At 69.5% G+C, this 23,188-nt stretch carries 18 protein-coding genes and 5 pseudogenes; 12 read left to right on the plus strand and 11 right to left on the minus strand.

Annotation, left to right across the window (positions count from 1 at the left end):
• Positions 1-994: 994 nt before the first annotated feature.
• On the minus strand, positions 995-1,444 hold the full coding sequence (locus ACIGAN_RS06215) for a hypothetical protein (protein WP_399855351.1): 450 nt from the start codon (positions 1,442-1,444) through the stop codon (positions 995-997).
• Positions 1,445-1,868: 424 nt separating this feature from the next.
• On the minus strand, positions 1,869-2,837 hold the full coding sequence (locus tag ACIGAN_RS06220; protein ID WP_399856196.1) for an AraC-like ligand-binding domain-containing protein: 969 nt from the start codon (positions 2,835-2,837) through the stop codon (positions 1,869-1,871).
• Between the two features lie 313 nt (positions 2,838-3,150).
• On the opposite strand from ACIGAN_RS06220, the gene ACIGAN_RS06225 reads away from it, so the two are divergent.
• Together ACIGAN_RS06225 and ACIGAN_RS06230 are read left to right on the plus strand one after the other, a co-directional pair.
• Positions 3,151-3,507 carry a hypothetical protein gene (locus ACIGAN_RS06225; protein ID WP_399855354.1) on the plus strand — a complete coding sequence of 119 codons (357 nt, stop codon included), beginning with the start codon at positions 3,151-3,153 and terminating at the stop codon, positions 3,505-3,507.
• Positions 3,508-3,634: 127 nt separating this feature from the next.
• Entirely contained in the window at positions 3,635-4,936 is a 1,302-nt protein-coding gene (locus ACIGAN_RS06230) for a phosphatidylserine/phosphatidylglycerophosphate/cardiolipin synthase family protein (RefSeq protein WP_399855357.1), read from the plus strand.
• Positions 4,937-5,698: 762 nt separating this feature from the next.
• On the opposite strand, the pseudogene ACIGAN_RS06235 reads toward ACIGAN_RS06230, so the two are convergent.
• Positions 5,699-5,944, minus strand: a pseudogene (locus tag ACIGAN_RS06235) (MarR family winged helix-turn-helix transcriptional regulator); the annotation flags it as partial.
• A gap of 261 nt (positions 5,945-6,205) precedes the next feature.
• On the opposite strand from ACIGAN_RS06235, the gene ACIGAN_RS06240 reads away from it, so the two are divergent.
• On the plus strand, positions 6,206-6,514 hold the full coding sequence (locus ACIGAN_RS06240; protein ID WP_399855359.1) for a hypothetical protein: 309 nt from the start codon (positions 6,206-6,208) through the stop codon (positions 6,512-6,514).
• A gap of 918 nt (positions 6,515-7,432) precedes the next feature.
• Here the strand turns inward: ACIGAN_RS06240 and ACIGAN_RS06245 are convergent.
• Positions 7,433-7,822 (minus strand): annotated as a pseudogene (locus tag ACIGAN_RS06245) (MerR family transcriptional regulator); the annotation flags it as partial.
• 407 nt (positions 7,823-8,229) lie between these two features.
• On the opposite strand from ACIGAN_RS06245, the gene ACIGAN_RS06250 reads away from it, so the two are divergent.
• The 3 genes from ACIGAN_RS06250 to ACIGAN_RS06260 all read left to right on the plus strand — a co-directional run bounded on the left by ACIGAN_RS06250 (position 8,230) and on the right by ACIGAN_RS06260 (position 11,696).
• Positions 8,230-9,735 (plus strand): SulP family inorganic anion transporter, encoded by a 1,506-nt coding sequence (locus ACIGAN_RS06250; RefSeq protein WP_399855361.1) that lies wholly within the window; start codon positions 8,230-8,232, stop codon positions 9,733-9,735.
• A gap of 399 nt (positions 9,736-10,134) precedes the next feature.
• Positions 10,135-10,572, plus strand: a complete 438-nt coding sequence (locus ACIGAN_RS06255) for an NfeD family protein (protein WP_399855363.1) — start codon at positions 10,135-10,137, stop codon at positions 10,570-10,572.
• A gap of 29 nt (positions 10,573-10,601) precedes the next feature.
• Entirely contained in the window at positions 10,602-11,696 is a 1,095-nt protein-coding gene (locus tag ACIGAN_RS06260) for an SPFH domain-containing protein (protein WP_399855366.1), read from the plus strand.
• Positions 11,697-11,759: 63 nt separating this feature from the next.
• On the opposite strand, the pseudogene ACIGAN_RS06265 reads toward ACIGAN_RS06260, so the two are convergent.
• Positions 11,760-12,305, minus strand: a pseudogene (locus tag ACIGAN_RS06265) (Na+/H+ antiporter NhaA); the annotation flags it as partial.
• Between ACIGAN_RS06265 and ACIGAN_RS06270 the strand changes: the two are divergent.
• The 3 genes and pseudogenes from ACIGAN_RS06270 to ACIGAN_RS06280 form a co-directional block, all read left to right on the plus strand.
• Positions 12,306-12,437 (plus strand): annotated as a pseudogene (locus ACIGAN_RS06270) (Na+/H+ antiporter NhaA); the annotation flags it as partial. It abuts the pseudogene before it with no gap.
• 146 nt (positions 12,438-12,583) lie between these two features.
• Positions 12,584-13,852: a cation:proton antiporter gene (locus tag ACIGAN_RS06275; RefSeq protein WP_399855368.1), complete on the plus strand. Its 1,269-nt coding sequence runs from the start codon at positions 12,584-12,586 to the stop codon at positions 13,850-13,852.
• 202 nt (positions 13,853-14,054) lie between these two features.
• Positions 14,055-14,615: a DM13 domain-containing protein gene (locus ACIGAN_RS06280; RefSeq protein WP_399855370.1), complete on the plus strand. Its 561-nt coding sequence runs from the start codon at positions 14,055-14,057 to the stop codon at positions 14,613-14,615.
• Between the two features lie 93 nt (positions 14,616-14,708).
• On the opposite strand, the gene ACIGAN_RS06285 is transcribed toward ACIGAN_RS06280, so the two are convergent.
• From ACIGAN_RS06285 to ACIGAN_RS06295, 3 genes and pseudogenes are all read right to left on the minus strand, one after another.
• Entirely contained in the window at positions 14,709-15,221 is a 513-nt protein-coding gene (locus ACIGAN_RS06285) for a TerD family protein (RefSeq protein WP_399855372.1), read from the minus strand.
• A gap of 155 nt (positions 15,222-15,376) precedes the next feature.
• Positions 15,377-15,618, minus strand: a pseudogene (locus tag ACIGAN_RS06290) (PucR family transcriptional regulator); the annotation flags it as partial.
• 469 nt (positions 15,619-16,087) lie between these two features.
• Entirely contained in the window at positions 16,088-16,603 is a 516-nt protein-coding gene (locus tag ACIGAN_RS06295) for an RHS repeat-associated core domain-containing protein (RefSeq protein ID WP_399855374.1), read from the minus strand.
• Positions 16,604-16,869: 266 nt separating this feature from the next.
• Here ACIGAN_RS06295 and ACIGAN_RS06300 point away from each other — a divergent pair, with 266 nt between their 5' ends.
• Together ACIGAN_RS06300 and ACIGAN_RS06305 are read left to right on the plus strand one after the other, a co-directional pair.
• A complete protein-coding gene (locus ACIGAN_RS06300; RefSeq protein WP_399855376.1) occupies positions 16,870-17,553 on the plus strand; it encodes a response regulator transcription factor in 684 nt (227 codons plus the stop codon).
• A complete protein-coding gene (locus tag ACIGAN_RS06305) occupies positions 17,550-19,001 on the plus strand; it encodes a HAMP domain-containing sensor histidine kinase (RefSeq protein WP_399855379.1) in 1,452 nt (483 codons plus the stop codon). Before ACIGAN_RS06300 ends, ACIGAN_RS06305 begins: the two co-directional genes overlap by 4 nt.
• A 219-nt stretch (positions 19,002-19,220) precedes the next feature.
• On the opposite strand, the gene ACIGAN_RS06310 is transcribed toward ACIGAN_RS06305, so the two are convergent.
• Complete coding sequence (locus ACIGAN_RS06310) at positions 19,221-21,377, minus strand: MMPL family transporter (RefSeq protein WP_399855382.1); 2,157 nt, start codon at positions 21,375-21,377, stop codon at positions 19,221-19,223.
• Positions 21,378-21,463: 86 nt separating this feature from the next.
• Positions 21,464-21,724, minus strand: a complete 261-nt coding sequence (locus ACIGAN_RS06315; RefSeq protein WP_399855384.1) for a hypothetical protein — start codon at positions 21,722-21,724, stop codon at positions 21,464-21,466.
• Between the two features lie 14 nt (positions 21,725-21,738).
• Here ACIGAN_RS06315 and ACIGAN_RS06320 point away from each other — a divergent pair, with 14 nt between their 5' ends.
• Entirely contained in the window at positions 21,739-22,149 is a 411-nt protein-coding gene (locus ACIGAN_RS06320; protein WP_399855386.1) for a hypothetical protein, read from the plus strand.
• Positions 22,150-22,219: 70 nt separating this feature from the next.
• On the opposite strand, the gene ACIGAN_RS06325 is transcribed toward ACIGAN_RS06320, so the two are convergent.
• On the minus strand, positions 22,220-23,137 hold the full coding sequence (locus ACIGAN_RS06325; RefSeq protein WP_399855388.1) for an S-4TM family putative pore-forming effector: 918 nt from the start codon (positions 23,135-23,137) through the stop codon (positions 22,220-22,222).
• Positions 23,138-23,188: the final 51 nt, after the last annotated feature.

A 23,188-nucleotide genomic window follows, 5' to 3' on the forward strand; every position in this document is an offset into this window, starting at 1 on the left:
CAGCGTCCTCGACGCGAAGAATGGGAATGACCTCTTCGTCCATGGAGTCATCGTCGCAGACCACCCAGGGCGAACGTTGCCTGATGCGGCACTAGCATCACCAGCCCGCCCATACAGGCTCCAAACAGTCACCACAGCCCGGTCGGCCGCCCGGGCTGATCCGCCGCGCTGTGGCGGCCACAGCGGCCCGCTTCCACGGCAGACCGTGCCGACTTCGGTGGTAAGCAGAGCAGCGGCTGCGGTGCGGGTCTGGGCGTGCGCGGGTGCCAGCGGGCTGGGCCGCGGTGCGGACATTCTCGGCCAGCAAACGCCGACCAGCCGATGACGCGACAGCTGGACATCGACGGAGTGGTGGCCAAGCCTTTCGATCCCCTCACCCTCGCCGACACAATCCGCTCTCTCCTCGGATGGGAGGGCACACCGTGACGCACCTTCCGCACCAGGAGATCGAGGAGCTCTGGGCGGGCATCCGCCATCTGGCTGAAGAGCGACTCGCCCTCATCGCCACGCTGCGGCGGCCGAGGAGGGTGTGCATGACGCGGAAACTACGGCTGTCGGCCGTCGACCACGTCCTTTCCTGCTGCTCGGGTCGATGGGCGAGGCGCTCGTGGTAGCTGCTGCGGCAGCCAACACGAGCGCGGCCAGCGGGACAGCGGCGGGGCGAGGAGGACGGCACCCTTGGCATCGACGAGGGGCGTCTGGCTGGTCTCGGAGAGTTCGACGAAGAGGCAACCCCGGCCGTTCATCGAGACACCGGCCGACATCAGCGCGAAGACGGGCAGCGCGAACCCGAGGGAAAACGGCCGGAGGCGGCCGAACGGGGAGTCTTCGCCGGACGCGAGGCGGCAGGGCGCTCGAGCGCCCTGCCTGCCCGGCCGAGGCCCCGCCCCATCCCATCCCACGCCGCCTTGCTCATGGGGCGCTCCACTGGTACGGCCGGCTCCAGCGCCGTTCCACCCAGCGCGGATGATCATCAGCACCCTCTCTGCGTCGCTCAGTGTCGAGCGCGGGTGGGATCCTCTGCTTCGATCAGGTCGAGAATGCGGGCGGCGAGTTGTTCCCGGGCGGCGCGCAACTCTTCCAGTGCCCGGGTGGTGTCGGTGTGCAGGCGCGGCGGGATCGGGGGGCCGGCTTCGGCGCATCTGAGAAGCAGCTGGGTGGCTGTGGTGAGTGCGTCTCCGAGGTCGGTGATGTCCCAGCCAGAGCGTGGGTATCGACGGTCCGTCGGAACGCGGAACTCGGGCGCCAGCCCCTCGTGCCGCGGGTGCGACCACCACAGGCCGTCGTAAAGTCCCTCGTCGAAGGCGAGGTTCACCGCAGCGCGGGCATCACGGCACGCCTCCTGTAGCCGCTCGGGGTCGACGGGGCGTCCCATTTCCAAGGTGTTCCAGGCTGTTTCGAGGACGTCCTGCCAGTCCCGGGTGGAGCTACGCAGACGAATCATCCGGCCCACCCGGGCCTCACGCCGCGTGTGGGCTTCCATATCCCGTTGGACTCGGGTTTGGCGACGGTGCAACAGCAACGGGCCCAGCACGGCCGCGCCTGCACCCAGGAAAGCCCCCGCTACCGCACCGACCAGACCATATAAAGCAGAATCATCCGGCACACCGACATACTCGCCCGCTTCCCGAGCAAGTACACCCCTTCGGCAACCGTCTTCCAAGAGACGCTGGTTGGTACCAAGTCCGGAAGCGGCGGTGCAGACGATGCCGGATCAGCCCGACGGCAGCGGCGGGGAGCGGTGATCCTTCATGCCGGGCATGAGCCAGATCAGCGACACGCATGTGGCCGTGCCGGGCTTGGCCGTAGTCGTGGTAGTGAACCGCGGTACCCGCCAGCGCGTTCCCCGGTCCCGGCCACCACGGCTGTCAGAAACGATTCTGCATCTGGACCCGGTAGGCCGTGGGCGTCATGCCCGTCGCGCGGCGGAAGGCGCGAGTGAAGTCCGAGGGGCGCGGATAGCCCCAGCGGGCACCGATCGCGCCGACGGGTGTGGTCGCGAGGGCAGGATCTGCTAGGTCCCTGCGGCACCGTGACATCCGTTCACCGCGGATGACTTCGCTCACGGTCGTTGCGTGAGCCCGGAAGACGCGGTGCACCGAGCGCAGGGACAGACAGTGCGCCTCAGCCACGGCGGCGGGGCCCAGCTGGGGATCGTGCAGCTGGCGGACGATGAAGCCGGTCATCTGCTGGTAGAGGGCGGTCCCATGGACTTCCGGCGGTAGCGCGGAGGTCTGCTCGACATGTCCGGCGACGAGGGCCGCCGCGAGGTCGATCAGGGTCGTGCCCAGCCGGACCCGGTCGTTGCCGGTGAGCTCGGCGCCGGGATCGGCGAGCGAGGTCAACAGCTGCCCGAACACCCGTCCCAGGCCCGGCGAGCCGCGCAGTGCCGAGCCGCAGGCCGGGGCCACCACCTTGTCCGGGAGGGGCATGAGATGGCGGGGAAACTGGAGCAGAACGGAACTCGACCTGTCCTGTGACACGTCCACCTGGGCTTCGAAGGGCCGGGAACTGTCGTAGAGCAGTATCTCCCCGGGCCCGAGCGAGGTGCGGTGACCCGCCTGCTCGATGTCCTGTCGGCCGGAAGTGATCAGCGCGAGCTGGTACACCTCCGGGTCCGCCTGCCGGATGAGCTTCGCGGAGCGATAGGAGACCAGCGGCGCGTAGTTCAGTGTGGACAGCTGGACCGCTCCCAGCTCCATCGCTCGTATCCGCGCCCCGAACCGCTCGGGCTGCGGAAACCTGAACCGCGTCGTCACCGCGGCCAGCGCCGTGGTCTGCACCCATGCCTCCGTGCGGTCGCCCGGCGGCAGGTCAGTGGTGTCCAGCACCGTCATCATCATGGGCCTCCCCCGATTCCCGTGTGCGACGTTTTCGACCAGTGGTCGCACAGCAGTGTGGATCGCGGTGATCAGGGTGGGCCAGGGGCCTTTGCGCCAAGCACCTCTGGGCGGCATGGCGGGCCCGTGCCACGGGACGGCGCTGAGAGGTGAGCGGCACTGCCGTCCACGTCCGGCGCGGGGTGCGCAGGGGATGGCGCTGCGTGCCAAAGACGCGGTCGCGCAGGAGCGCCAGGATGCCGGGTGACCACCTTCGTCATGCCCACCTCAGGACGGCTGGGCACCACACGCACAAGGGGGAAACATGCGCATGCGCGCCAGGCGCTGGGCCGCCACCATCGCGGCCGGTGCGGCTCTGACCACCGGTGTCAGCATGACCTCGGCGGCGAGTGCCGCGGCCGTGTCCTGCACCAGCCCGGCAACCCGCAATGCCGACGAAGGGTCCGGCGTGCTCAAGGGCACCTACGGACTGAAGGTCGCGCCCTACGCCAGTTGCGGCACGGTCACGACCATGTTCGAAGGCGACGTCCTGTACTTCCACTGCTGGTACGAGAACGCGTACGGCAACGACTGGGCCTTCGGCCGCATCAAGGGCACGAACATCCACGGGTGGATGTCGGAGGCCAACTTCAGCTCGTACTCCACCGACCTCTGGCCCAGCTGCTGAGCAGACGGTACGGCCCGGCCCGCGAAGAAGGCGGGCCAGGCCCCATCCTCCCTCCGAGGCCACGGAGGCCGGCTGCTCCACGCCGGTCCACGCCGAACATCCATCCAGCTCACCAGAGGGCTCACCCATGCCTGACATACGCACGCTCTTCACCGGCGGCGGCCGTCCTCGCCGCTCGGCCAGGATGCTCACCGGGCTCCTGGCCCTCGTCGCCTTACTCGCTCTCGGCGGTGCGCCCCAGGCCTCCGCCGCGGCCAAGCCCGTCATCAACGGGCCTGTGTTCAATGACCCGTTGGGGGCGGCCGACCAGCAAAAGGCGATCTTCACCCAGCTCGTCGCGCTGATCGAGGCCACGCCGACGGGGCAGACGATCCGGGGATCCATGTTCGAGTTCCGCGACCAGGAGGTCGCGGACGCGTTGCTCGCCGCTCACCGGCGCGGCGTCGACGTCAGGCTGATCGTCGACGACTCGACGTACGTCGGCGGCGACGGCAAGGAGATCGCCAACCCCGCCTACGAGTCGCTCAAGACGGGACTCGGCAACAACGACAGCGCCCGCTCCTGGGTGGTCGTCTGCGATGACCGGTTCGAGGACGACGACGGCGTGGACGACGTCCAGCGCGGCTGTCTAGCGGTGGCACCGCCCGGCCCCGCGTACAACCACAACAAGTTCTTCCTCTTCTCCAAGGTCGGCCCCTTCAACGACGGCACCAGCTACGCCAAGGTCGTCTTCCAGACCTCCTCCAACCTGTCGGACTGGTACAAGGAGGAGTCCTTCAACGACGCCGTCACCTTCTCCGACGGCGCGGTATACGACGGTTACGCGAGCTACCACGAAAAGCTGCGCGCGGGACGCCATCTGGCCGGCGGCAACACCAACGCCTACTTCTCCACGCCCACCGGTTCCGCCTACCGCGGCTTCTTCTTCCCCCGCGGCGACTCCTCGTACAACAACCCGGCAACCGACACCGTGGTCAACGCACTCGACGAGGTCTCCTGCTCCTACACCGGTACCGACGGCAAACGCCACCAGACCGACATCCGCATCGTGATGCTGTACTTCAACGACTCACGCATCCAGGTGGCCGACAGACTCGCCGAACTGCGCGGCCAGGGCTGCTGGATCGACATCGTGTACGCGTCCGCCGAGCCGAAGGTCACGTCCCGACTGACCGGCGCGAACATCCAGCACCGCGCCTGCATGATCCCCAACGGCCCGGGCATCGACGTGCGTCCGCACAACAAGCAGATCCTCATCGACGGCGACTACAACGGCGACATCACGCCCCGCGTCTACACGGGCAGCGCCAACCTGACCGGCTCGTCGCTGCGTTCCGCCGACGAGTCCTTCGTGCGCATCACCAGCGCGGACTACCACGCCAAGTACCTGTCCACCTTCTACAAGATCCGCTCCGCCTGCGGCGGGTGACCCGCCTGCCCGCCTCCGAGCCGCGCGCCAGACTCCCCCACTGCGGCGATGACCGTCCAGCTGCGCACGGCCCACGCCGTGACCTCAAACCGGGGGAACTCCGATCAGCGCGGGGCGTTTTGGGCGACGTCTTCGACACCGACTCTTCCGACGAGGACATGGACCACACCATGAGCGGCATGCGCGTGGGGATCCTGCCCGAACAGTGCCAACCCATTGCAACCTTTGGCGCGCAATTGCACACCGGCGCGGATACGGGGTGGGTCTCGCTGCGTCTCCCAGGCAAGGCATCAGCGGGGATCTGACCGACGTACGACGGTCCCAGCACCAGGGCATGAGCGGTGCTGGGGCCGTCTCTGCGCCCGGTGGCTGCGGGTCACCTTGTGTGAACGGCAAAGACGCCGACCCCGTCAACCGGCGGTCGAGGCGCCGTGCACCAGGTCGGGGATTCTCGCTGCTCAGTGGAAGCGTTTGATGAAGGCGAGGGCGGTGTTCCAGACCTCCCGCCAGCCGCTGTCGATGATCAGGGAGTGGCTCCGGTTCTCGATCTCGGCGATCTCGACTCCCGAGTTCCTCTTCCGCTGCTTCTAGGACGCGTTGACACACGAGACGGTGCGGTCCTTCACGCCGGAGACGATGAGCAGCGGGCCGCGGTCGGCGCGGTGGCAAAGGCGGGTCCCGTCCGGTGTCCTGGCGGACGGGCACTCCCAACCGCCCCACCGAATGCGCTGCCGCTACGGCTGGAAGGGGACGCATCGGCAGAGCGTGCAGGCGGTGTCGGCCGGCCTCGGTCAGATGGATGGTCAGTGCGCGTCCGCGGTCGGTGCTGGTGGCCTGGCTGATCAGGCCGGCGTCCTTGAGGCCGCGCAGGGCGACGTTGGCCGACTGCCGGGTGACGAAGGTGCCCCGGGCGAGGTCGGCGTTGGACAGACCGGGCTGTTCGTCGAGGGGTTCCAGGCAGGAGTACTGCGGGACGGTGAGGTCGTGCTCGCGCAGGGCCTTGTCCATGGCGCCGCGCGCCGTCCGCGAGCCGCTGCCCGATGTCGACCTTGACGTTGTCACACGTCCTGGCCTGGGCGTGGCGCTGTGGCTGCGCACCTCCGACGCCCCGACGCTGCGCGAGCAGCTCCTCGCCCCGGGCACGCAGGAGGTCACCCCCCTGCGGGACAGTCCCTTCGGGCCGACGTTGGTGGCAGGGCGGTACGCCGCGCCGGGGGACATCCGGAGCGCAGAGGGGAGGCGGCAGCCGGGGCGGGCACTCGGGACAGCATGGACGACAACGACAGGCAGCCCATCGGCGACCAACAGCGCGGGACAGTGGAGCGACTGGTGAGGGCGTGGCTGGCCGAGACCGAACATCACGACCATGACGCCGCCGGAAAGGCCCGTGCCGGCTGGGAGCAAGGCTCCCTCCCCGAACCGGCTGCGCAGGACCTGGCCACGTGGGTCACGGCACGCGTCACGGACACGGCGTTCAACGAGGACGAGGGCCCGCACGTCGAAAGCGACGTCCGGATCACACCGGCGGACAAGGACACCGTGCACCGCTGGCTGCGATCGCAGGGGCACTCGGTCTGACCCGACTGCGGCGACGGCGAGCCAACCGATCACACGGAGACCGGCGACCTCCCGCTCCCGGCCTCCGGCTCCCCCCCTCCGACCGGAGCCCTCGATGGCCGGTGCGCCCCTCGGGATCCGGCCGGTGGGGGCCTTGAGCATGAGGGGGCCGCCCGGGGCGGCGAGGCGCTGGTACCAGGCGAGGAACGGGGTGACGCCGGTGGAGTTCAGGTGTCTCACGGCGAAGGCGTCCAACGTGAGGTGCCGGCAGCCCTCGTCGATCATGCGGTTCACCAGGGCGCACAGGCCCGGTGTGCAGGTCGACATCCTCGGGGAGGCGTGCGGTGACGCGGCCCCCGGCTCGGCCGGGGACATCGAGCGCTGCCGCACCGCCTGAGCGCCGCTCAGAGCTGTCTCAGAGGGCGAGAGCGAAGTGCCCGCTGGGTCGGACGTCCAGACTGGTGGAAACGGTCTGGCTCTCCCCGGTCACGGCGCTGCGGCCGACACCCGCGCCCCACACCCACCTGAGATGCGGGCGCCCTCACAGGCGCTACGTCGGCGCGCTCCGCCCGCCGCTTCCCAGCCGTCCAGAAGGCGGCCAGAGCGCGGCGTTGCTCTGCCTCGCGGGCGCTGTGAGGGGCGACGGCGGGGAGAACGAGGCGCTGAGGTTCGGCCGACTCCAGCGCCTCCACCTCCCGCTGCACCGGGCGACGCGCCTACGAGCTGCCCACGGCCGGGGCAAGCGCAGCGGTCCGAGGTGGTGTCGACCTTCACCCGCCGCTACGGCTCGGCCCTGGTGCGCGAGGGCTTGCTTGCACCCTCGCCTTGGTCCTGCTCCCCTACCGCGACCGCACGTGCAGCTCCGGTGCTCGGCCCACCCGGCGGCGGGGCAACACCGGCCGGGGACCGGCGGTTCTGGAGGCGGGCAGCCCCAGGGTTCTGTTCCAGGCGGGCGCTCAGGGTGGCGGCGAAGTCCTCGGCGCGGGCGAGCTGGATGCGCAGCTTTTCCACCTGCTCGGCCGCGGCCTGCTGGTAGGTCCGTACGCGTTCCAGCAGGACCTCCCGCTCGTCGGCGTCAAGAGCATCGCCGCGGTCCAGGCGGTCGGTGGCGTCCAGCAGGTCGCGCATCTGTTCCAGGGTGAAGCCGAGCGGTTTCATCCGGCGGATGACCATGAGGCGGGCGACGTCGGTCTCGGTGTAGAGACGGAAGCCGCCCTGGGAACGGGCCGAGGGGATGACCAGGCCGGTCTCCTCGTAGTGCCGGATGGTACGCAGGGACAGCTCCGTACGCGCGGCGACCTCGCCGATCTGCATGTGCTTGCTGTCCACGCTCGCGATCCTCTGGCCCTTTGTCGTCGTTGGCGTTTCAGCCCGGGTGGACACCGCCGATCTCTACCCTAACGTTAGGGTAGAGTCGCTGATGGTGAGGGCAGCCCGGCTCCCTCGCCTGTCGCCGTTCCCGGGCCGATGGCGCCTCCGGCGAAGATCCGATCCTTGCAGGAGAGAGCGTGCGCGAGCCCTTGACGCCGATCGCCGCCGCCTGCCCGCCGTGAGGCTTCGCCCCTGGACGTGAGCCGTCGGCCGCCCGTGCGTGCCGCCCCGCCTCGCGCCCCCCCTTCGACCTTCCGGCCCGCCCTGCGAGCCGTCCGCGGGTGCCAGCCCGGCCCCTGCACGCCCTTCCCGTATGCCCCGGCCTGCCCGCGGGGTGTGCCCGAGCACGACAGGTACGCATCTCCTTGTCTTCTGCTGCTGTGACTCCCGCCGCGCGGTTGCGCGGCCTCAAGCCCGACTGGCTGAACGATCCGGAAATCTGGCGCACCGAGATCCTGGCCGGCCTGGTCGTCGCCCTGGCCCTGATTCCCGAGGCGATCTCCTTCTCGATCATCGCCGGGGTCGACCCCGCGGTCGGCCTGTTCGCCTCCTTCACCATGGCCGTAACGATCTCCATCGTCGGCGGCCGACGGGCGATGATCTCCGCCGCCACCGGCGCCGTCGCGCTGGTCATCGCCCCCATGCACCGCGAACACGGTCTGGGATACCTGGTCGCCACCGTCATCCTCGCCGGCATCTTCCAGGTGGTCCTCGGCGCGCTCGGGGTGGCGAAGCTGATGCGGTTCGTGCCGCGCTCGGTGATGGTCGGCTTCGTCAACGCGCTCGCCATCCTGATCTTCATGGCGCAGGTGCCCGAGATGCACAACGTGCCGTGGGCGGTGTACCCGTTGATCACCGGCGGGCTGGCACTGATGGTGTTCTTCCCGAAGATCACCCGGGTGATCCCGGCGCCGCTGGTCTCGATCGTCATCCTGACCGTCATCACGGTAGCCGCGGGCATCGCCGTGCCGACCGTGGGTGACAAGGGCGCCCTTCCGTCCTCCCTGCCCGTCCCCGGCCTGCCGGACGTGCCGTTCACCCTGGACACCCTGACCACCATCGCCCCCTACGCGCTCGCGATGGCGCTGGTCGGCCTGATGGAGTCGCTGATGACGGCCAAGCTGGTCGACGACATCACCGACACCCACTCCTCCAAGACCCGCGAGTCCATCGGCCAGGGCATCGCCAACATCGTCACCGGCTTCTTCGGCGGCATGGGCGGCTGCGCCATGATCGGCCAGACCATGATCAACGTAAAGGTGTCCGGCGCCCGCACCCGCCTGTCCACCTTCCTCGCCGGCACGTTCCTGATGGTGCTGTGCATCGCCTTCGGCCCGGTCGTCTCCGACATCCCCATGGCCGCCCTGGTCGCCGTCATGGTCATGGTGTCGTTCGCGACCTTCGACTGGCACTCCGTCGCGCCGAAGACCCTCAAGCGGATGCCCGCCGGCGAAATCGCCGTCATGGCCATCACCGTGATCTGCGTGGTCGCCACCGACAACCTCGCCATCGGGGTCGTCGTCGGCTCCGTCACCGCCATGGTCATCTTCGCCAGACGCGTCGCCCACCTCACCCACGTCACCGCCGTCACCGACCCCGGCGGCAGCACGGTGGTGTATTCCGTGACCGGCGAGCTGTTCTTCGCCTCCTCCAACGACCTCGTCAGCCGGTTCGACTACGCCGGCGACCCCGACAAGGTCGTCATCGACCTGTCCGCCGCGCACATCTGGGACGCCTCATCGGTCGCGGCCTTGGACGCCATCGAGACCAAGTACGCCCAGCGCGGCAAGAAGGTGCGGATCACCGGCCTGAACACCTCCAGCACCGACCTCCACGCCAAGCTCACCGGCCAACTCACCGGCAGCCACTGACACGCCACGCAGACGCGCAGGGACCCCCGGCCGGCGCCGGAGTCCCTGCGCGTTCAGCTCTGCCGCTCCGCCTGCGTTACCCCCTCGATGGTGGCGCCAGCGGCGTCGCGCCCTGCGCCCCAGAGCGCGCCGGTGACTACGGAGCGCCGACACACGCGGCGCCGGCAGTGCCGAACACCGTCCTCGCCGGCGGTGACGCTGGGCGAGTGGTCCTGAGACGACGAGCGGTCACGTGGGCGCCGGGCTGCGCCCGAGCATCGTCGTGAAGGCTCCCAAGGAGGCAGTCATCGACCGGGCGGCCATCACGCTTGAATGATCAATAACCGCTGCCTCGCTGTGTCTGTCCGGAGTTCCGGGCGGTAGCTTGGAGGAGACAGGCCCCCGAAGGAGGGCGATGGCATGCCCTGGTTCATATGGCTGGCCGCCGCTGCAGCCCTGGGTGCCGCGGAGTTCTTCACTCTGACCCTGGTCCTCGGGCTCCTGGCGGGTGCCGCCGTGGTCGCCGCCGTCGTCGCCGGTGTAGGTGTCGGCGTACTCGGCCAGTTCGTGGCCTTCGGAGTCGCGGCAGCTGCGGGTCTTCTCGTCGTTCGTCCGGTCGCGCTGCGACAGATGGCACAGCCATCCCTCGTACGCGAGGGCAGCGACGCCTTGATCGGCCGACGGGCCGAGGTCATGCAAGAGGTCACCGCAACCCGCGGCCTGATCAAACTCTCCGGCGAGGAGTGGTCCGCCCGCGCTTTCGACGAGAGCCTCGTGATACCGGTAGGGGCGCTGGTGGACGTCGTGGAGATCGAAGGCGCCACGGCCATCGTCTACCCCCGTGAGCTTCTTCCGTGAACGGCTGAACATCCAGCAACGGAGGCACCGTGGATCCACTTGTCGTCCTCGCCCTGGTGGCGGTCATCGTCGTCGTCTTCCTCGGGGCCGCCAGCGTGCGGATCGTGCCGCAGGCCCGCCGGTACAACATCGAGCGGTTCGGCCGGTACCGCCGGACCCTGCAACCCGGGCTCAACCTCGTCGTGCCGGTCGCGGACCGCATCAACACCAAGCTCGACGTGCGCGAGCAGGTCTATTCCTCCGATCCCAGGCCGGTGATCACCGAGGACAACCTCGTGGTGAACATCGACACCGTCCTCTACTACCAGATCACCGATCCGCGGGCGGCGGCCTACGAGGTCGCCGACTATCTGCAGGCGATCGACCAGCTCACCGTGACCACGCTGCGGAACGTCATCGGCAGCATGGACCTGGAGGAGACACTCACCTCGCGCGAGGAGATCAACTCCCGGCTGCGCGCCGTCCTGGACGACGCCACCGGCAAGTGGGGCATCCGAGTCAACCGTGTCGAGATCAAGGCCATCGATCCACCGCACACCATCAAGGAGGCGATGGAGAAGCAGATGCGGGCCGAGCGCGACAAACGCGCGGCCATCCTGCACGCCGAAGGCGAGAGGCAGGCCAAGATCCTCACCGCGGAGGGCACGAAGCAGAAGGACATCCTGGAGGCGCAGGGCGCGCAGCAGGCCATGATCCTGCGCGCGGACGGTGAGGCGAAGGCGGTCGAGCTCGTCTTCCAGGCCGTCCATCGCAACAATGCCGACGCGAAGATCCTGGCCTACAAGTACCTGGAGACGCTGCCGCACCTGGCGAACAGCGACAACAACACCTTCTGGGTGATCCCAGGGGAGCTGACCGAGGCGATCCGGACCGTCACCCGTGCCTTCGGTGACCAATCAGCGGCGCAACCGGACGAAACAGCCGCAGCTGGCGCGGACCACCCACCGGACGCGCACGGGACCCCCGAGCTTGACGCGGGCTGGACGGCTTCGTTCGACGCCGCCGCGGCGGCCGACGAGGCCGGGAAGCAGGCCGCCGCCGCGGTGAGCGACGCCAAGGCCGAGGCGGAGGCGGCGAAGTCACCCCAGGCACCGCGCCGGGGGCAGACGTCCGGCGACGCCTGAGCCCACCCCACAGGTGACGCAACGGCGCCGGTCAGGTCACGTGCCGTTGGATTGCGTGCGCTGCGAGGCGATCAGGACGGCGGCCTTGACGTGCTCGCCGACGGCCGTGCCGGGAAAGGCCAGTTCGCCGATGAGCAGGGCGACGGTGAAGCCGATTGCGGCCAGGGCCGCCAGGGCGAGGACGTCGGCCCAGGCCAGGTCCGGGTTGAGTCGGGCTCGGGTGAAGCGGGCGGCGACGTAGGTGCCGGCGAAGATGCCGATGATCTTGCCTGCGACCAGGCCGAGGATGACGCCGAGCGGTTCGGGAGTGGTGAACACCGCGCCCAGTGCGTCACCGAAGACGCTGACCCCGGCGGCGAACAGCGCGAACAGGGGCACACACAGGCCGGCGGACAGCGGGTGCAGCAGATGTCCGGTGCGTTCTGCGGGTGATGCGTTCTCATGCGTTCTCATCCTGGTCGCGGACGGTGCGCAGGATGAGGCCCATGGCGACTCCCGCGACGAGGGTCAGCAGCAAGGCGCGCAGGGCGGTGGGCAGGTGGGTGGAGATGACCGCCAGGACCGCCAAGGCGAAGGCATGTCGGTGACCGACGGAGAGGTCCAGGCCCCGTCGACGACCTCGGCGCGACCCTGATCATCGCCCTCTTCTTCACCTCGGACCTGAACTACTGGGCCTTGGCGGGAGCGGTCGCCGGACTCGTCGTCTTCTACATCCTGCAGCGCCGACGGGTGCAGGGCTGGTCAACCGGAGTGGGTGCGTCGGCCCACCTCCACCGCTTCCGTCGCAACCGTGCAGACAGCGAACTCCGCGACACACTCGGGCGAACAAAGGTGCGGACGGGGTACACACGTGACCTGGGATTGATCGTTTCGGGCAGGAGGTCGCAGTGACACTTTCGGACGTGGTCTACGTCTGTCTGGGCCTGGGGGCCCTGGGTGCGGCCGTGCTGCCCCGGGTGGTCTCCAAGCGACCGTTGTCCCTGCCCATGGTGTTCCTCGCCGCGGGGGTCCTGATCGAGTTGCTGCCGGTGGGGGTGCCGAGTGTGGATCCCGTACGTCATCGGCTGTGGGTCGAGCACGCCACCGAGTTGTGTGTGATCGTGTCGCTGATGGGCGCCGGGCTCGCCATCGACCGGCCCTTCGCGTGGCGCCGGTGGTCGACGACGTGGCGGTTGCTGGGCATCACGATGCCGCTGACCGTGGCGGTCGTCGCCCTGCTGGCCTGGGGGCTGCTGGACTGGCCGCCCGCTGCCGCCCTGCTGCTGGGCGCCGTGCTCGCGCCCACGGATCCCGTGCTGGCCGGTGAGGTGCGGGTGGGCGAGCCGCTGGGTACCGAACGCGACGAGGACGAGGTGCGGTTCGCTCTGACCAGCGAGGCAGGGCTGAACGACGGGCTCGCCTTTCCGTTCGTCTACGCCGCCATCGCCCTGGCCGCGGCGGCCGGGACGGGGTGGTCGGCGGAGTGGATCGGTTCGTGGGCGCTGACCGACCTGCTGGGCAAGTGCGTGGTCGGGCTGGCCGTCGGCGGCGGAGTCGGCTGGGTGCTGGGGTGGATGTTCTTCCGGGCGCGTACGAGGGCGTTGCGGCTTTCCGAGCACATGGAGGGCTTCGTGGCGCTGGGCGCCACCTTCATGTCGTACGGCATCGCCGAGGTGCTCCACGGCTACGGCTTCCTGGCCGTGTTCGTGACGGCCTGCGTCATCCGGGCCGCCGAGCGCAGCCACGGCTATCACAAAGTGCTGCACGAGTTCACCGAGCAGATCGAACGGCTGCTCACGGCCGTGCTCCTGTTCCTGCTCGGCGGATACCTGGTGGACGGCGCCCTGTCCGCCCTGACGTGGGCGGGCGCGTTCGTCGGCGTCCTGGTGCTGCTGGTCGTACGGCCGCTCACGGGGTGGCTGGCACAGGCACGCACCGCCGTGGCGAAGAAGGAGCGCGCCGTGGTCGCCCTGTTCGGGATCCGGGGCATCGGTTCGCTGTTCTACCTCTCCTACGCGCTGGGGCAGGACTCCTTTGCCGGCCTGGAGCGGGAGCTGTGGGCCGTCGTGGCCCTCACCGTGGTGATTTCCGTGGTGCTGCACGGCGTCATGGCGACCCCGGCCATCGGCTACCTGGACCGGCGACGCGACCAGGCGGAACTCGCCGGCCGGTTGTAGGCGGCTGCTCGTGGGCCGCCGATCTTGGAGCCAGACGTACGGGCCCGTCTCCACCAAGGCCCGAGTGGGCACGGGCCCGTACAGGCGGCCAGGCTCGCGGGCGCGGTGGCGGCGTAAGACTTCCGTCATCATCAACCAGGTGCACGCCACTCGCGCACCTTGTTGAATGGGGCAGGGGAAGTACTCAGGAATCGAGGCAGGCATGGGGCGGGGACGCAGGACGATGGGCGGGCCGTTGGTCATCGGAGCGCTGGTGGTGGCGGTCGCCGGTACCGGTTCGGGGCTGTACTGGTTCCAGCCGTGGAAGCTGTGGCAGGACGAAACCGTCCAGGAGGCCCTGCCCAGTGCCGGGACCTCCGCGGCTCCATCGGCCGGAGTGCCGTCAGCGTCCCCTCCCCCGGCAGCCGAGCCCCGGACACTGGCGAGCGGCGACCTGATCAGCCACGAGCACGCCACCTCGGGCAAGGTCAAGCTCGTACGGCTCGCCGACGGATCCCACGTCGTACGGCTGGAGAACCTCGACACCAGCAACGGCCCGGATCTGCGCGTATGGCTGACCGACGCGCCGGTCAAGGAGGGACAGGCCGGATGGCACGTCTTCGACGACGGCGCCTACGTGAGTCTCGGCAAGCTCAAGGGCAACAAGGGCAGTCAGAACTACACCGTGCCCGCCGACGTGGACCCGTCCCGGTACACCAGTGTGAGCATCTGGTGCGACCGCTTCGACGTGTCCTTCGGAGCCGCCGGACTCGCGCGCACCTGACTTCTGGTCTCGGAACCGACAACGCACCCGACCGCTCCGCTCGTCCGCACTGTCCCACCACTCTGGTGCCTGCGGACGGCTCGGCGATCCGGGTCACGGCTGTGCGGCGTTGCCCATCTCCGCGGTGAAGACCGTGGGTTGGCTGTCGAACCCACGGACCATCTCGTGGAACTCCCAGGCTCCGGAAGGACCACGGGTGAACTCCGCGACCGTCGCCGCGGTGGATCCCGAGACCTGGGTGAAATCGTCCTTCAGGAGTTCCCTGTACCCCTCGACGACCAGTACGCCGGCGTTCGACATGTCACCGAAGGTCTTGGCGCCGTTGTTCTGGTGGATCGCCACGCCCACGACCACCCGTGCGAAGGAGGAAGCCAGACGATCGAACTCCAAGGTCATGACCTCGACGTAGCCGAAACCCTGACCGGTCTGGCTGTGCCGGCCCATGTTGATGGTGCCGTCCGGTGAGCGACTGTCGTAGTGGACGACGTACACGGGCCGGCCGTAGGGGGCATCCGCCGAGTAGGTCGTGGCGATGATGTCGAGATGATGAGCTGGCCGATTCCAGGGACTCGGGTCCCACTTGAGCCGTACCTCGGCCTTGCTCACCCTCTGAGTGTCGCTGTTCACCGGATTGCTGCCTCTCCCGAGTCACACCACCACGGGATGCCCCCGCATACTCAAGTATGGCTGCCGGGCGAGGTGTTGAACCCGGTCTCCGAGGCGATGACGTGCCAGGCGCCGACCTCGAACGACCTGGCGCGGGAGTCGAAGTAGGCGGTGAGGGTGTCCAGGAGGGGCTGGGCGCCGCCACGGGCCGTGGTGAGTGGCAGAGGGTGTTGACGACGAGTTCGGCCATGGCTTGCCGGTCGCGGGTGAGGACGGGATAGACGAGCAGGTCGGCCGCCCGCAGCACCGGGTCTTTCAGTTCGAGGCGCTCGGCGAGTTCCAGGGCGTTGAGTGCCTCCTCGTAGGAGTGGGCGACCCCGCCGGGGCCTGGCTGGGGGGCCGATGAGTGGTGCAGTGCGAACAACTGCGGCAGGCCGTAGCGCATGACCGGAACCCCGACTGCCGTGGGCGGGCCTCCCGCCGGGCCCCACACGGCCGTGGACGACCCAACCCGCGCGGTGCCCCGCATGGGTTGGGTCGTCTCGTAAGCGGCCGGTCTGAGGGAGGTAGCCATGCCAGGCAGTGGCCGACTAGGTTATCCGCCCCGTTCGTACCCAACCGGGCATTGCCGAACAGCTCTCAGCAGACGGACGTGCGTCCGTTCGAAACCACTGGCCACGTCGGCGCTGAGCATTTGCTGGCGGTCAAGAACCGGTGGTCCGCCTACCTCTTTCCCAGACCGAACCTGTTCGTCAGCAGAGAAATCCCTGCCAGGCCCAGCGCTGCTGCGGCGACGTACATCCACACGTTTCCACCGGCCGCAATCGCCAGTAAGACACCCACGATGATGCAGGCCACCGCCAGCATCACGAGGGGTAGCGACCTATTGTTCGTGTCTGACACTGCAACTCCCGAGAGACCGGCTGCGGGCGCGACTTCGAGTCACGTCCGCAGGTACTTGCTGTTCCATAGTCACGAAGGGCACGACACCAGCTGTCGCCCCTACAGCACCGCAACCGGCACCGCCGGGCGTCGGCCCAGCGACTATCGTGCAGACACCAGCGCCCGCCGCGACGCCTGTCGCCCCCTTGTTGACTTCGTTCGATACGCACACCACGCCGCCGGCTGCCTTCCCGAAGGCGTTGTCGCAGAAGCCCAGGCCCAGACGGATCAGCATGGTTGACAGGGTCTCCGCTCGCATAGAGGTAGGGGTTGATTTCCTGCCCTGACGGGTCGGGTTGGGTGAAGCGGCCGAGAGAGGGGGCAAGTACCGGTGGCCCATCTTGTACAGGCCCGTGGGGTCGAGGCGGGCGCCGGTGTAGCGGTGGGGCTGGGGGGCTGCCGTGGCGGTCGGCGAGTGGATCGCGGACGCGCCGCCGCACGTGCTGGAGCGACTCGCCGTGCGCCCAGGGCCATTGCTGCCCCGAAGCCGGTGCACGCGGAGGCCACGGTCCGTCGGCTGCTTACCCGCATGGACGGTGCTCCCTGGGACCAGGTGGTGAGCAGATGGCTTGCCGACCGTCGGCCCAGGTGGGTTCTGCTCTCAGGTATCCAAAGGAGCGTGGTCCTCAGCGACCCTCTAATGCTGGTCTCAGGTTGACCGGGGAGAATGGGCGGCAAAAGCGCCGACCGGAGGGGGCGGGCCAGCGTGCGGATCATGATCGCGGATGACGAGGCGGCCATCCGTGAGTCGCTGGAGCGGGTGCTCCAGGTGGAGGGTTACGACACCAGCACCGTCGCCAACGGTTTCGCCGTGCTCGACAGGCTCGGTGGCGACGCGCCGGATCTGCTGCTCCTCGACGTGATGATGCCCCGCCTCGGCGGGTTGGAGACCTGCCGACGGTTGCGGGCCGCGGGTCGGGATCTGCCGGTGCTGATGCTGACCGCCCGTGATCAGGTCTCCGACCGGGTCGCGGGGCTGGACGCGGGCGCCGACGACTATCTGCCCAAGCCGTTCGCCACCGAGGAGTTGCTGGCCCGGGTGCGGGCCCTGCTGCGTCGGCGCACGCCGGTCGATGAGGAGTCGCAGATCCTTTCGTTCGCCGACGTCCGGCTCGATCCGGACAGGTTCGAGGCGTGGCGGGGTGGGCGCCCGCTGCACCTGACCCGGACCGAGTTCTCCCTCCTGCAGGTCCTCATGAGCAACGCGACCCGGGTCTTGACCCGCGACGCGCTGTTCGAGGCGATCTGGGGCTTCGGCATGAGCTCTACCGCCAACAACCTGCAGGTGTACGTGAGTTACCTGCGTCGCAAGATGGAGGCTGAGGGTGAGCCACGATTGATCTACACGCTGCGCGGCCTGGGCTACACGTTGCGGGAGACTCCTCCGTGAGCAGGCCCGCGGGACGGCAACCGCGCCCGGTGATCCGATGGTGGCGCCGGCGGTCCCTGCGGGCCAGGCTGACGGTGATCGCGGCTACGGCCATCGCCGTCAGCGTGTTCGTGGCTTTCCAGGTGGCCAGCCAGCTCATGGGCTGGGAGCTGCAGAGGACCGCCGAGAATCAGCTGCGCGCCGACTCCCGCGTCCTGGCGACGAACGCGGAGCGCGCCGGTCTGGCGCAGTTCCACCTACCGCCGTATCCCGGATCCGGTCGGCTGGTGCGGGTCATCCTGCCCGACGGCTCGAACCGGACTCCGGCCGGCCAACCCTCTCTCCCCCCGGTCAGTGAGCAAGCCGGGCGCGTGGCGGAGGGCGCGTCGGCCGACCTGATGGAGTCGAACGACAGCGACGAGGACGGCTACGTCATCTACACGCTGCGGGCGGGCGACGGCGCGGTCCAGGTGGCCCAGGTCGCCGATGACAGCCCGATCAACCGGTTCGGGTTCGGCATGCTGCTGATCGGGCTGCTCTGCGTGGTGGGCGGCGCTCTTGTCGGGCGGACCGTGGCACGGACCGGGCTGGCACCGATCGACCGGCTGACCGCCGCCGCGGTACGTGTCGCGCACACCCGGGACCTCGACGCCGACATCCCCGATGAGGGCGGTGGGGAGATCCGGCGGCTGATCCAGTCGATCAACGACATGCTCGCCGCGCTCCGGGACTCCCGGCGGGCCCAGCGGCTGCTCGCCGAGGACGCCGCCCACGAGCTCAAGACCCCGCTCACCAGCCTGCGCCTCAACGCCGAACTGCTGATCCGGCTCGATCATCGCGGCACCCTGGACAGCGCGCTGCCGGCGGAGAGCCGGACCCGGCTGCTCAACGATCTCGGCGCCCAGGTGGACGAGTTGAGCACCCTTGTCGCCGAGCTGACCGACCTGGCGCGCGGTGACATCAGCGACGAGAGCACCGAGGTACTCGATCTCGCCGACGTGGTGGCGGCCGCCGCGACCCGGGCGGGCTCCCGCATGCCCGACATCGAGGTGGCGCTCGACGTGACCTCTGTGTGGGTGAGCGGGCGTCCCGCCGCGCTCGAGCGAGCGGTGCTCAACCTCATCGACAACGCCGGCAAGTGGTCCCCCGCGGACCAGCCGGTCCAAGTCCGGCTCCGGGCCGAGGGCGCGTCGGCGGTGCTCGAGGTCGACGACGCCGGGCCTGGCATCGACGCCGCCGACGTACCGCGGGTGTTCGACCGGTTCTACCGTGCCGACAGCGCCCGGGCGTTGCCGGGATCCGGTCTGGGGCTGTCGATCGTGCAGCGGGTCGTCGACGCCCACGGCGGCCGGGCCACCGTCGCCCGCTCCGCACGCGGTGGCGCGCTGCTTCGGGTCGACCTTCCGGCCGCGGCTCGGTCCGCCCCGGCGGCGCAGCTCACCGCCGGGGATAACGCCCCGGTCCGCTGACCCGCCCCGGCGGCGCGGCGCGGGACAAGGAACGGCGGCCCTCGGGCACGGCCCCGCGCAGCTCACCGTCGGGGCAGGACACCCCGATACGCCCCACCCCAGCCCCGGCCGCTCGGCAGAGAACCGAACGGCACAGGACCAGAGGCGGCGGCCGTCGGGCCCATGAACAAACCGGGACGGGCCGATGGCCCGTCCCGGATCTCGTCCGTGCCGCCGCGCTCACCGTTGCAGCGCGGGCTCCTCGTCGTCGGCGGGCGGCCGTTGACCGTCCGGCAGCTCCGCCGCTGACCGGGACAGCCGACTCGGCCACCACATCCGCCGCCCCATCAGCAAGGTCAGGGCGGGCACCAGGACCGACCGCACCAGCAGGGCGTCGAGCAGCACGCCGAAGGCCACCAGGAACCCGACCTCGATCAGCATCACCAGCGGAAGTGTGACGAGGACCGCGAACGTGGCCGCCAGGACCAGGCCTGCCGAGGTGATGACGCCACCGGTGGCCGAGAGGGCTTTGAGCATGCCCTTCCTGGTGCCGAGACGCACGGTCTCCTCCCGTGCCCGGCTGACCAGGAAGATGTTGTAGTCGACACCGAGCGCCACCAGGAACAGGAATGCCAGCAGCGGTACCGAATAGTCGACACCCTTGAACCCGAGGATCGTGTCGAAGACGAACACGCTGCCGCCGAAGGCTGCGGCGAACGAGACGATCACGGTGGCCATCAGCACCAGCGGGGCCAGGATCGCGCGCAGCAGCAGAGCAAGGACGATCAGGACGACGGCAAGCACCAGCGGGATCACCAGCTTCTCGTCGCGCCTGGTGGTCTCCTCGGTGTCGAGGTTCTCCGCACTCGGTCCGCCGACGATCGCCTCCGCCCCGCGCACCGCGTGCACGGCGGTGCGCACCCGCTTGATCGTGTCGTACTCCGCGACGGTGTCCGGCGCGTCCTTCGGAAACACCGAGATGGTGGCCCAGCCACCGCTGGTCTGCTCCGGGACGGCCAGGGCCACACCACGAGTGTCCTTGACGACGTCGAGCACCCGCTCCTGGTGCGCCGGCCGCGTGAGGACCGTCATCGGCTGGCCGCCGAGCTCCGGGAAGTGCTGGCGGAGAACGGTGAAGCCGGTGACCGACTCCGGCGCGGACAGGAACTGGTCCTGCTCCCGCAAGGCGCCGGTGTTGCCCGCCAGCCCGAGGGCGAGCACGCCGAGGACTCCGAGCGAGCCGAGCGTCGCCACCCACCGGCGGCGGCTGATGGCGTTGCCGAGCCGTCCCCACAGCCCCGGCTTCTCCTCCACGGCCGTGCTGAACCGCGGGACGGCCGGCCAGAAGATCCGCCTGCCGAGCACCACGAGCACCGCCGGGAACAGCGTCAGCATGGCCACCAGCGCGCACAGGATGCCGGCCGCGCCGATCGGGCCCAACCCGCTGGTGCTGTTCAGGTCCGCGACGAGGAGGCAGAGCAGACCGGCGACCACGGTGGCCGCGGACGCGACGATGGCCGGCGCCGCGCCGCGCAGCGCGTGGACCATTGCGACCCGGACGTTCCCATGGTGATGCAGTGCCTCCCGATATCGAGCGATGAGCAACAGCGCGTAGTCCGTGCCGACGCCGAACACCAGGATCGTCAGCAGCGCCGAGTTCTGGTCGTTGACCACGATGCCGAAGCCCTTGACGAGCAGGTAGACAGTCCCCATCGCGGTCAGTGCGGCCGCGCCCACGGCCACGAGCGGGATGAGCCACAACACCGGGCTGCGGTAGGTGAGGATGAGCAGGAGCGTGACGACGACGATGGTCGTGAGGAGGACCTGCTCGTCGATGCCGTCGAAGACGGCGTCCATGTCGCCGTCGATCGCGCCCGGGCCGGTCACGTCGAGTTCCAGGCCGGAGGGGCGGTCCTTCGCGGCGTCACGCAACGGGCTGACGATGGTCTCCGGCGCGCCGTAGGCCGTGCTCACTTCGAGGGTGAACATCATCGCCTTGCCGTCGGTGGAGGGTCTCATCGGTGAGCCCTCGTCGTCCTCGCCGGCCGCCGCCGTCGCCGTCGCCTTCGGCGGATACCGTTTGGCAAGGGTGTCGTAGTGGCGCTCGACCGTCGCGCGGTCGGCGTCGGTCATGCCGCCGGCGCGGTGATACACGAAGACGAACGTGTTGTCGTCACCACCCGGGAGACTGTCGTCCAGCGCCGCCACTTTGGTGGACTCGGCGCTGGCCGGCAGGGTGTCCACGGGGCTGTCGGTGGTGACCGAGCTCAGCTTTCCGCTCAGCGGCACCATGCCCGCCGCCAGCACCAGCCATAGGCCGATCACCAACCAGGGCACCCACCGGCCTGCCAACCGGCCGGCCGGCGCTTGCCCGGCCGACGCTGCGTTGACTGCCATCACTGGCCTCCTACATACAGGTTGCATCGCTTGTCTGGATGGCTAGTTCCTACTGAGCGAACCTGAGACGACTGTTAATGCGGTGTTCAGGCCGGTTGGCCGAACCGTGTGCTCAGCACACGCACCAGCGTGGTGGCGTCGAGGTTTTGAACGGTGAGCAAGACCCAGGCGCTGCACAGCGGTCGACAAGGTGGAGCAGGAGCCCGCGCCCCACACGCAACAGATCCGCCGCCCCCGGTCACCGCGGTGGCGATGTCCGGGCCGGGCCGCTCCGGCGTCATCTTCATGTCCGGGCACAGGGTGTCGACGAGCCGGTGATCGTCGCCCAGGTCGTATCGGACGTCCATGCCGGCGACGTACAGTGCGCTCTGTCGAAGTCCATCAAGTCGGAGACAACGACCGGGCCTTCACCGAGCTGTTCGCCGTTTTCACCCGGGCCCGAACGCCGTCGGCACCCGCTCCGGGCCGCGCCTTCGCGCTGACGTCCGCGCACGTCATCGTCTACGCCTACCCCGCGCTGCCCGGGTTGCCCGAACGGCCCGACGGGCCCGCCCACCTGATTGCCGGGCACATGGTGGGGCCCGACGCGCCGCCGACGGGCATGGCCGACTACGTTGCCGCCAAGGCGGCTCTCGCGGCAGGGCTCACCGCCGTACGCCGCGAGAGGCGGCGCACCGGCGCGTCCGTCCTGGACATCCGCCTACTTACGTGCAGTTGGGTTCCGCCGCGCGCCGGGTCGTGGGAGAACCGCCGCATCTGTCGCGCGGACTGACGGTCGACGAGGACGCGGACGGTATCGTCAGCGAAACCTCGGGACAGGACGGCGTCTGACGGCTGCCGGGTCAGGGGGCAGGATCGGCTGCCATCTGGTCCAGCTCCCGCATGGCGTGGACGAAGTCAGCCCGGTCCGAGGTCTGGAACCGCTTGAAGAACCAGTTCGGCACCCGGGTCTGCCGCAGCCGGGTCTGCAGCAGGACGTCCTGGATCTGGCGGGCCAACTGCAAAAGGGTGGGGTGGTCCTCGGCCGGCCTGCCGCGAGACACGTGCATGCGCATCGCGTCCATCAGCACCTTCTGGGCATGCTCGCGCGCGGCCGCCGTGTCCCGCTGGGACACCGCCGTCTCAAAGCCCAGCAGTATCAGTCCCAGGGACGGCACGAACCAGTGCAAGAGCAGGTCGGAGACGCTCAGGGACCGCGCCAGGCCCAACCCGACGCCGGCCGCACCCCACAGCAACAGCGCCCACGAGACGGCTGCCGCGTAGCGGCGGCGCACCCGGGAGCCCCATCCGAGGCACTGCATCTGGCACGCGAGCACGTCCAGCGGTCGGCCCAACCGTGTGGCCTCGAAGAAGTAGTCCCGCAGCAGGGACTCCGGAGCCCGGTAGCGCCGGGCCACCCGGCCCACTTCATGTGCGGGGGGCGCGTCACCGCCGGCCAGGACGGTGTTCCACGGGAGCCGGAGGATGTGGACGTCGAACATCTCCTGGAAGAGCGCGGCCCGCCGCATCTCCCCGACCGCCCACAGCCGGGCGCCCGCGGCGTAGGCCAACGCCCACACCAGGCCGAGCAGCGTGCCCGGCGTCTTCAGAGCCGGCGCGAAGACCCCGGCGACCCCCAGGCCCGCCAAGAGCGCGGAGAGGAGGATGTGCGCCGACGTGAGCCTTTGAGCCCGGCGATGCGACACCGAGGCCGCCTTGAGGAAGTGCAGCAGCTCGGGGTCGTTCTGCCGAGCGAGGATCGAAGTGCCCGTTGCACCCACGGTGTCCCCCCAACGCGTGTGCGAACGGTCGGCGTTGGCATTGGGCCGACC

The sequence above is a fragment of the Streptomyces sp. NPDC085931 genome, from assembly GCF_044540565.1.
In the GTDB taxonomy this organism is placed as follows: domain Bacteria; phylum Actinomycetota; class Actinomycetes; order Streptomycetales; family Streptomycetaceae; genus Streptomyces.

Coding starts and splice junctions, on each gene's coding strand:
- ACIGAN_RS06215 (WP_399855351.1), bottom strand. CDS start 1,444: ATGATTCGTCTGCGTAGCTCCACCCGGGACTGGCAGGACGTCCTCGAA.
- ACIGAN_RS06220 (WP_399856196.1), bottom strand. CDS start 2,837: ATGACGGTGCTGGACACCACTGACCTGCCGCCGGGCGACCGCACGGAG.
- ACIGAN_RS06225 (WP_399855354.1), top strand. CDS start 3,151: ATGCGCGCCAGGCGCTGGGCCGCCACCATCGCGGCCGGTGCGGCTCTG.
- ACIGAN_RS06230 (WP_399855357.1), top strand. CDS start 3,635: ATGCCTGACATACGCACGCTCTTCACCGGCGGCGGCCGTCCTCGCCGC.
- ACIGAN_RS06240 (WP_399855359.1), top strand. CDS start 6,206: ATGGACGACAACGACAGGCAGCCCATCGGCGACCAACAGCGCGGGACA.
- ACIGAN_RS06255 (WP_399855363.1), top strand. CDS start 10,135: ATGCCCTGGTTCATATGGCTGGCCGCCGCTGCAGCCCTGGGTGCCGCG.
- ACIGAN_RS06280 (WP_399855370.1), top strand. CDS start 14,055: ATGGGGCGGGGACGCAGGACGATGGGCGGGCCGTTGGTCATCGGAGCG.
- ACIGAN_RS06310 (WP_399855382.1), bottom strand. CDS start 21,377: ATGGCAGTCAACGCAGCGTCGGCCGGGCAAGCGCCGGCCGGCCGGTTG.
- ACIGAN_RS06315 (WP_399855384.1), bottom strand. CDS start 21,724: ATGGACGTCCGATACGACCTGGGCGACGATCACCGGCTCGTCGACACC.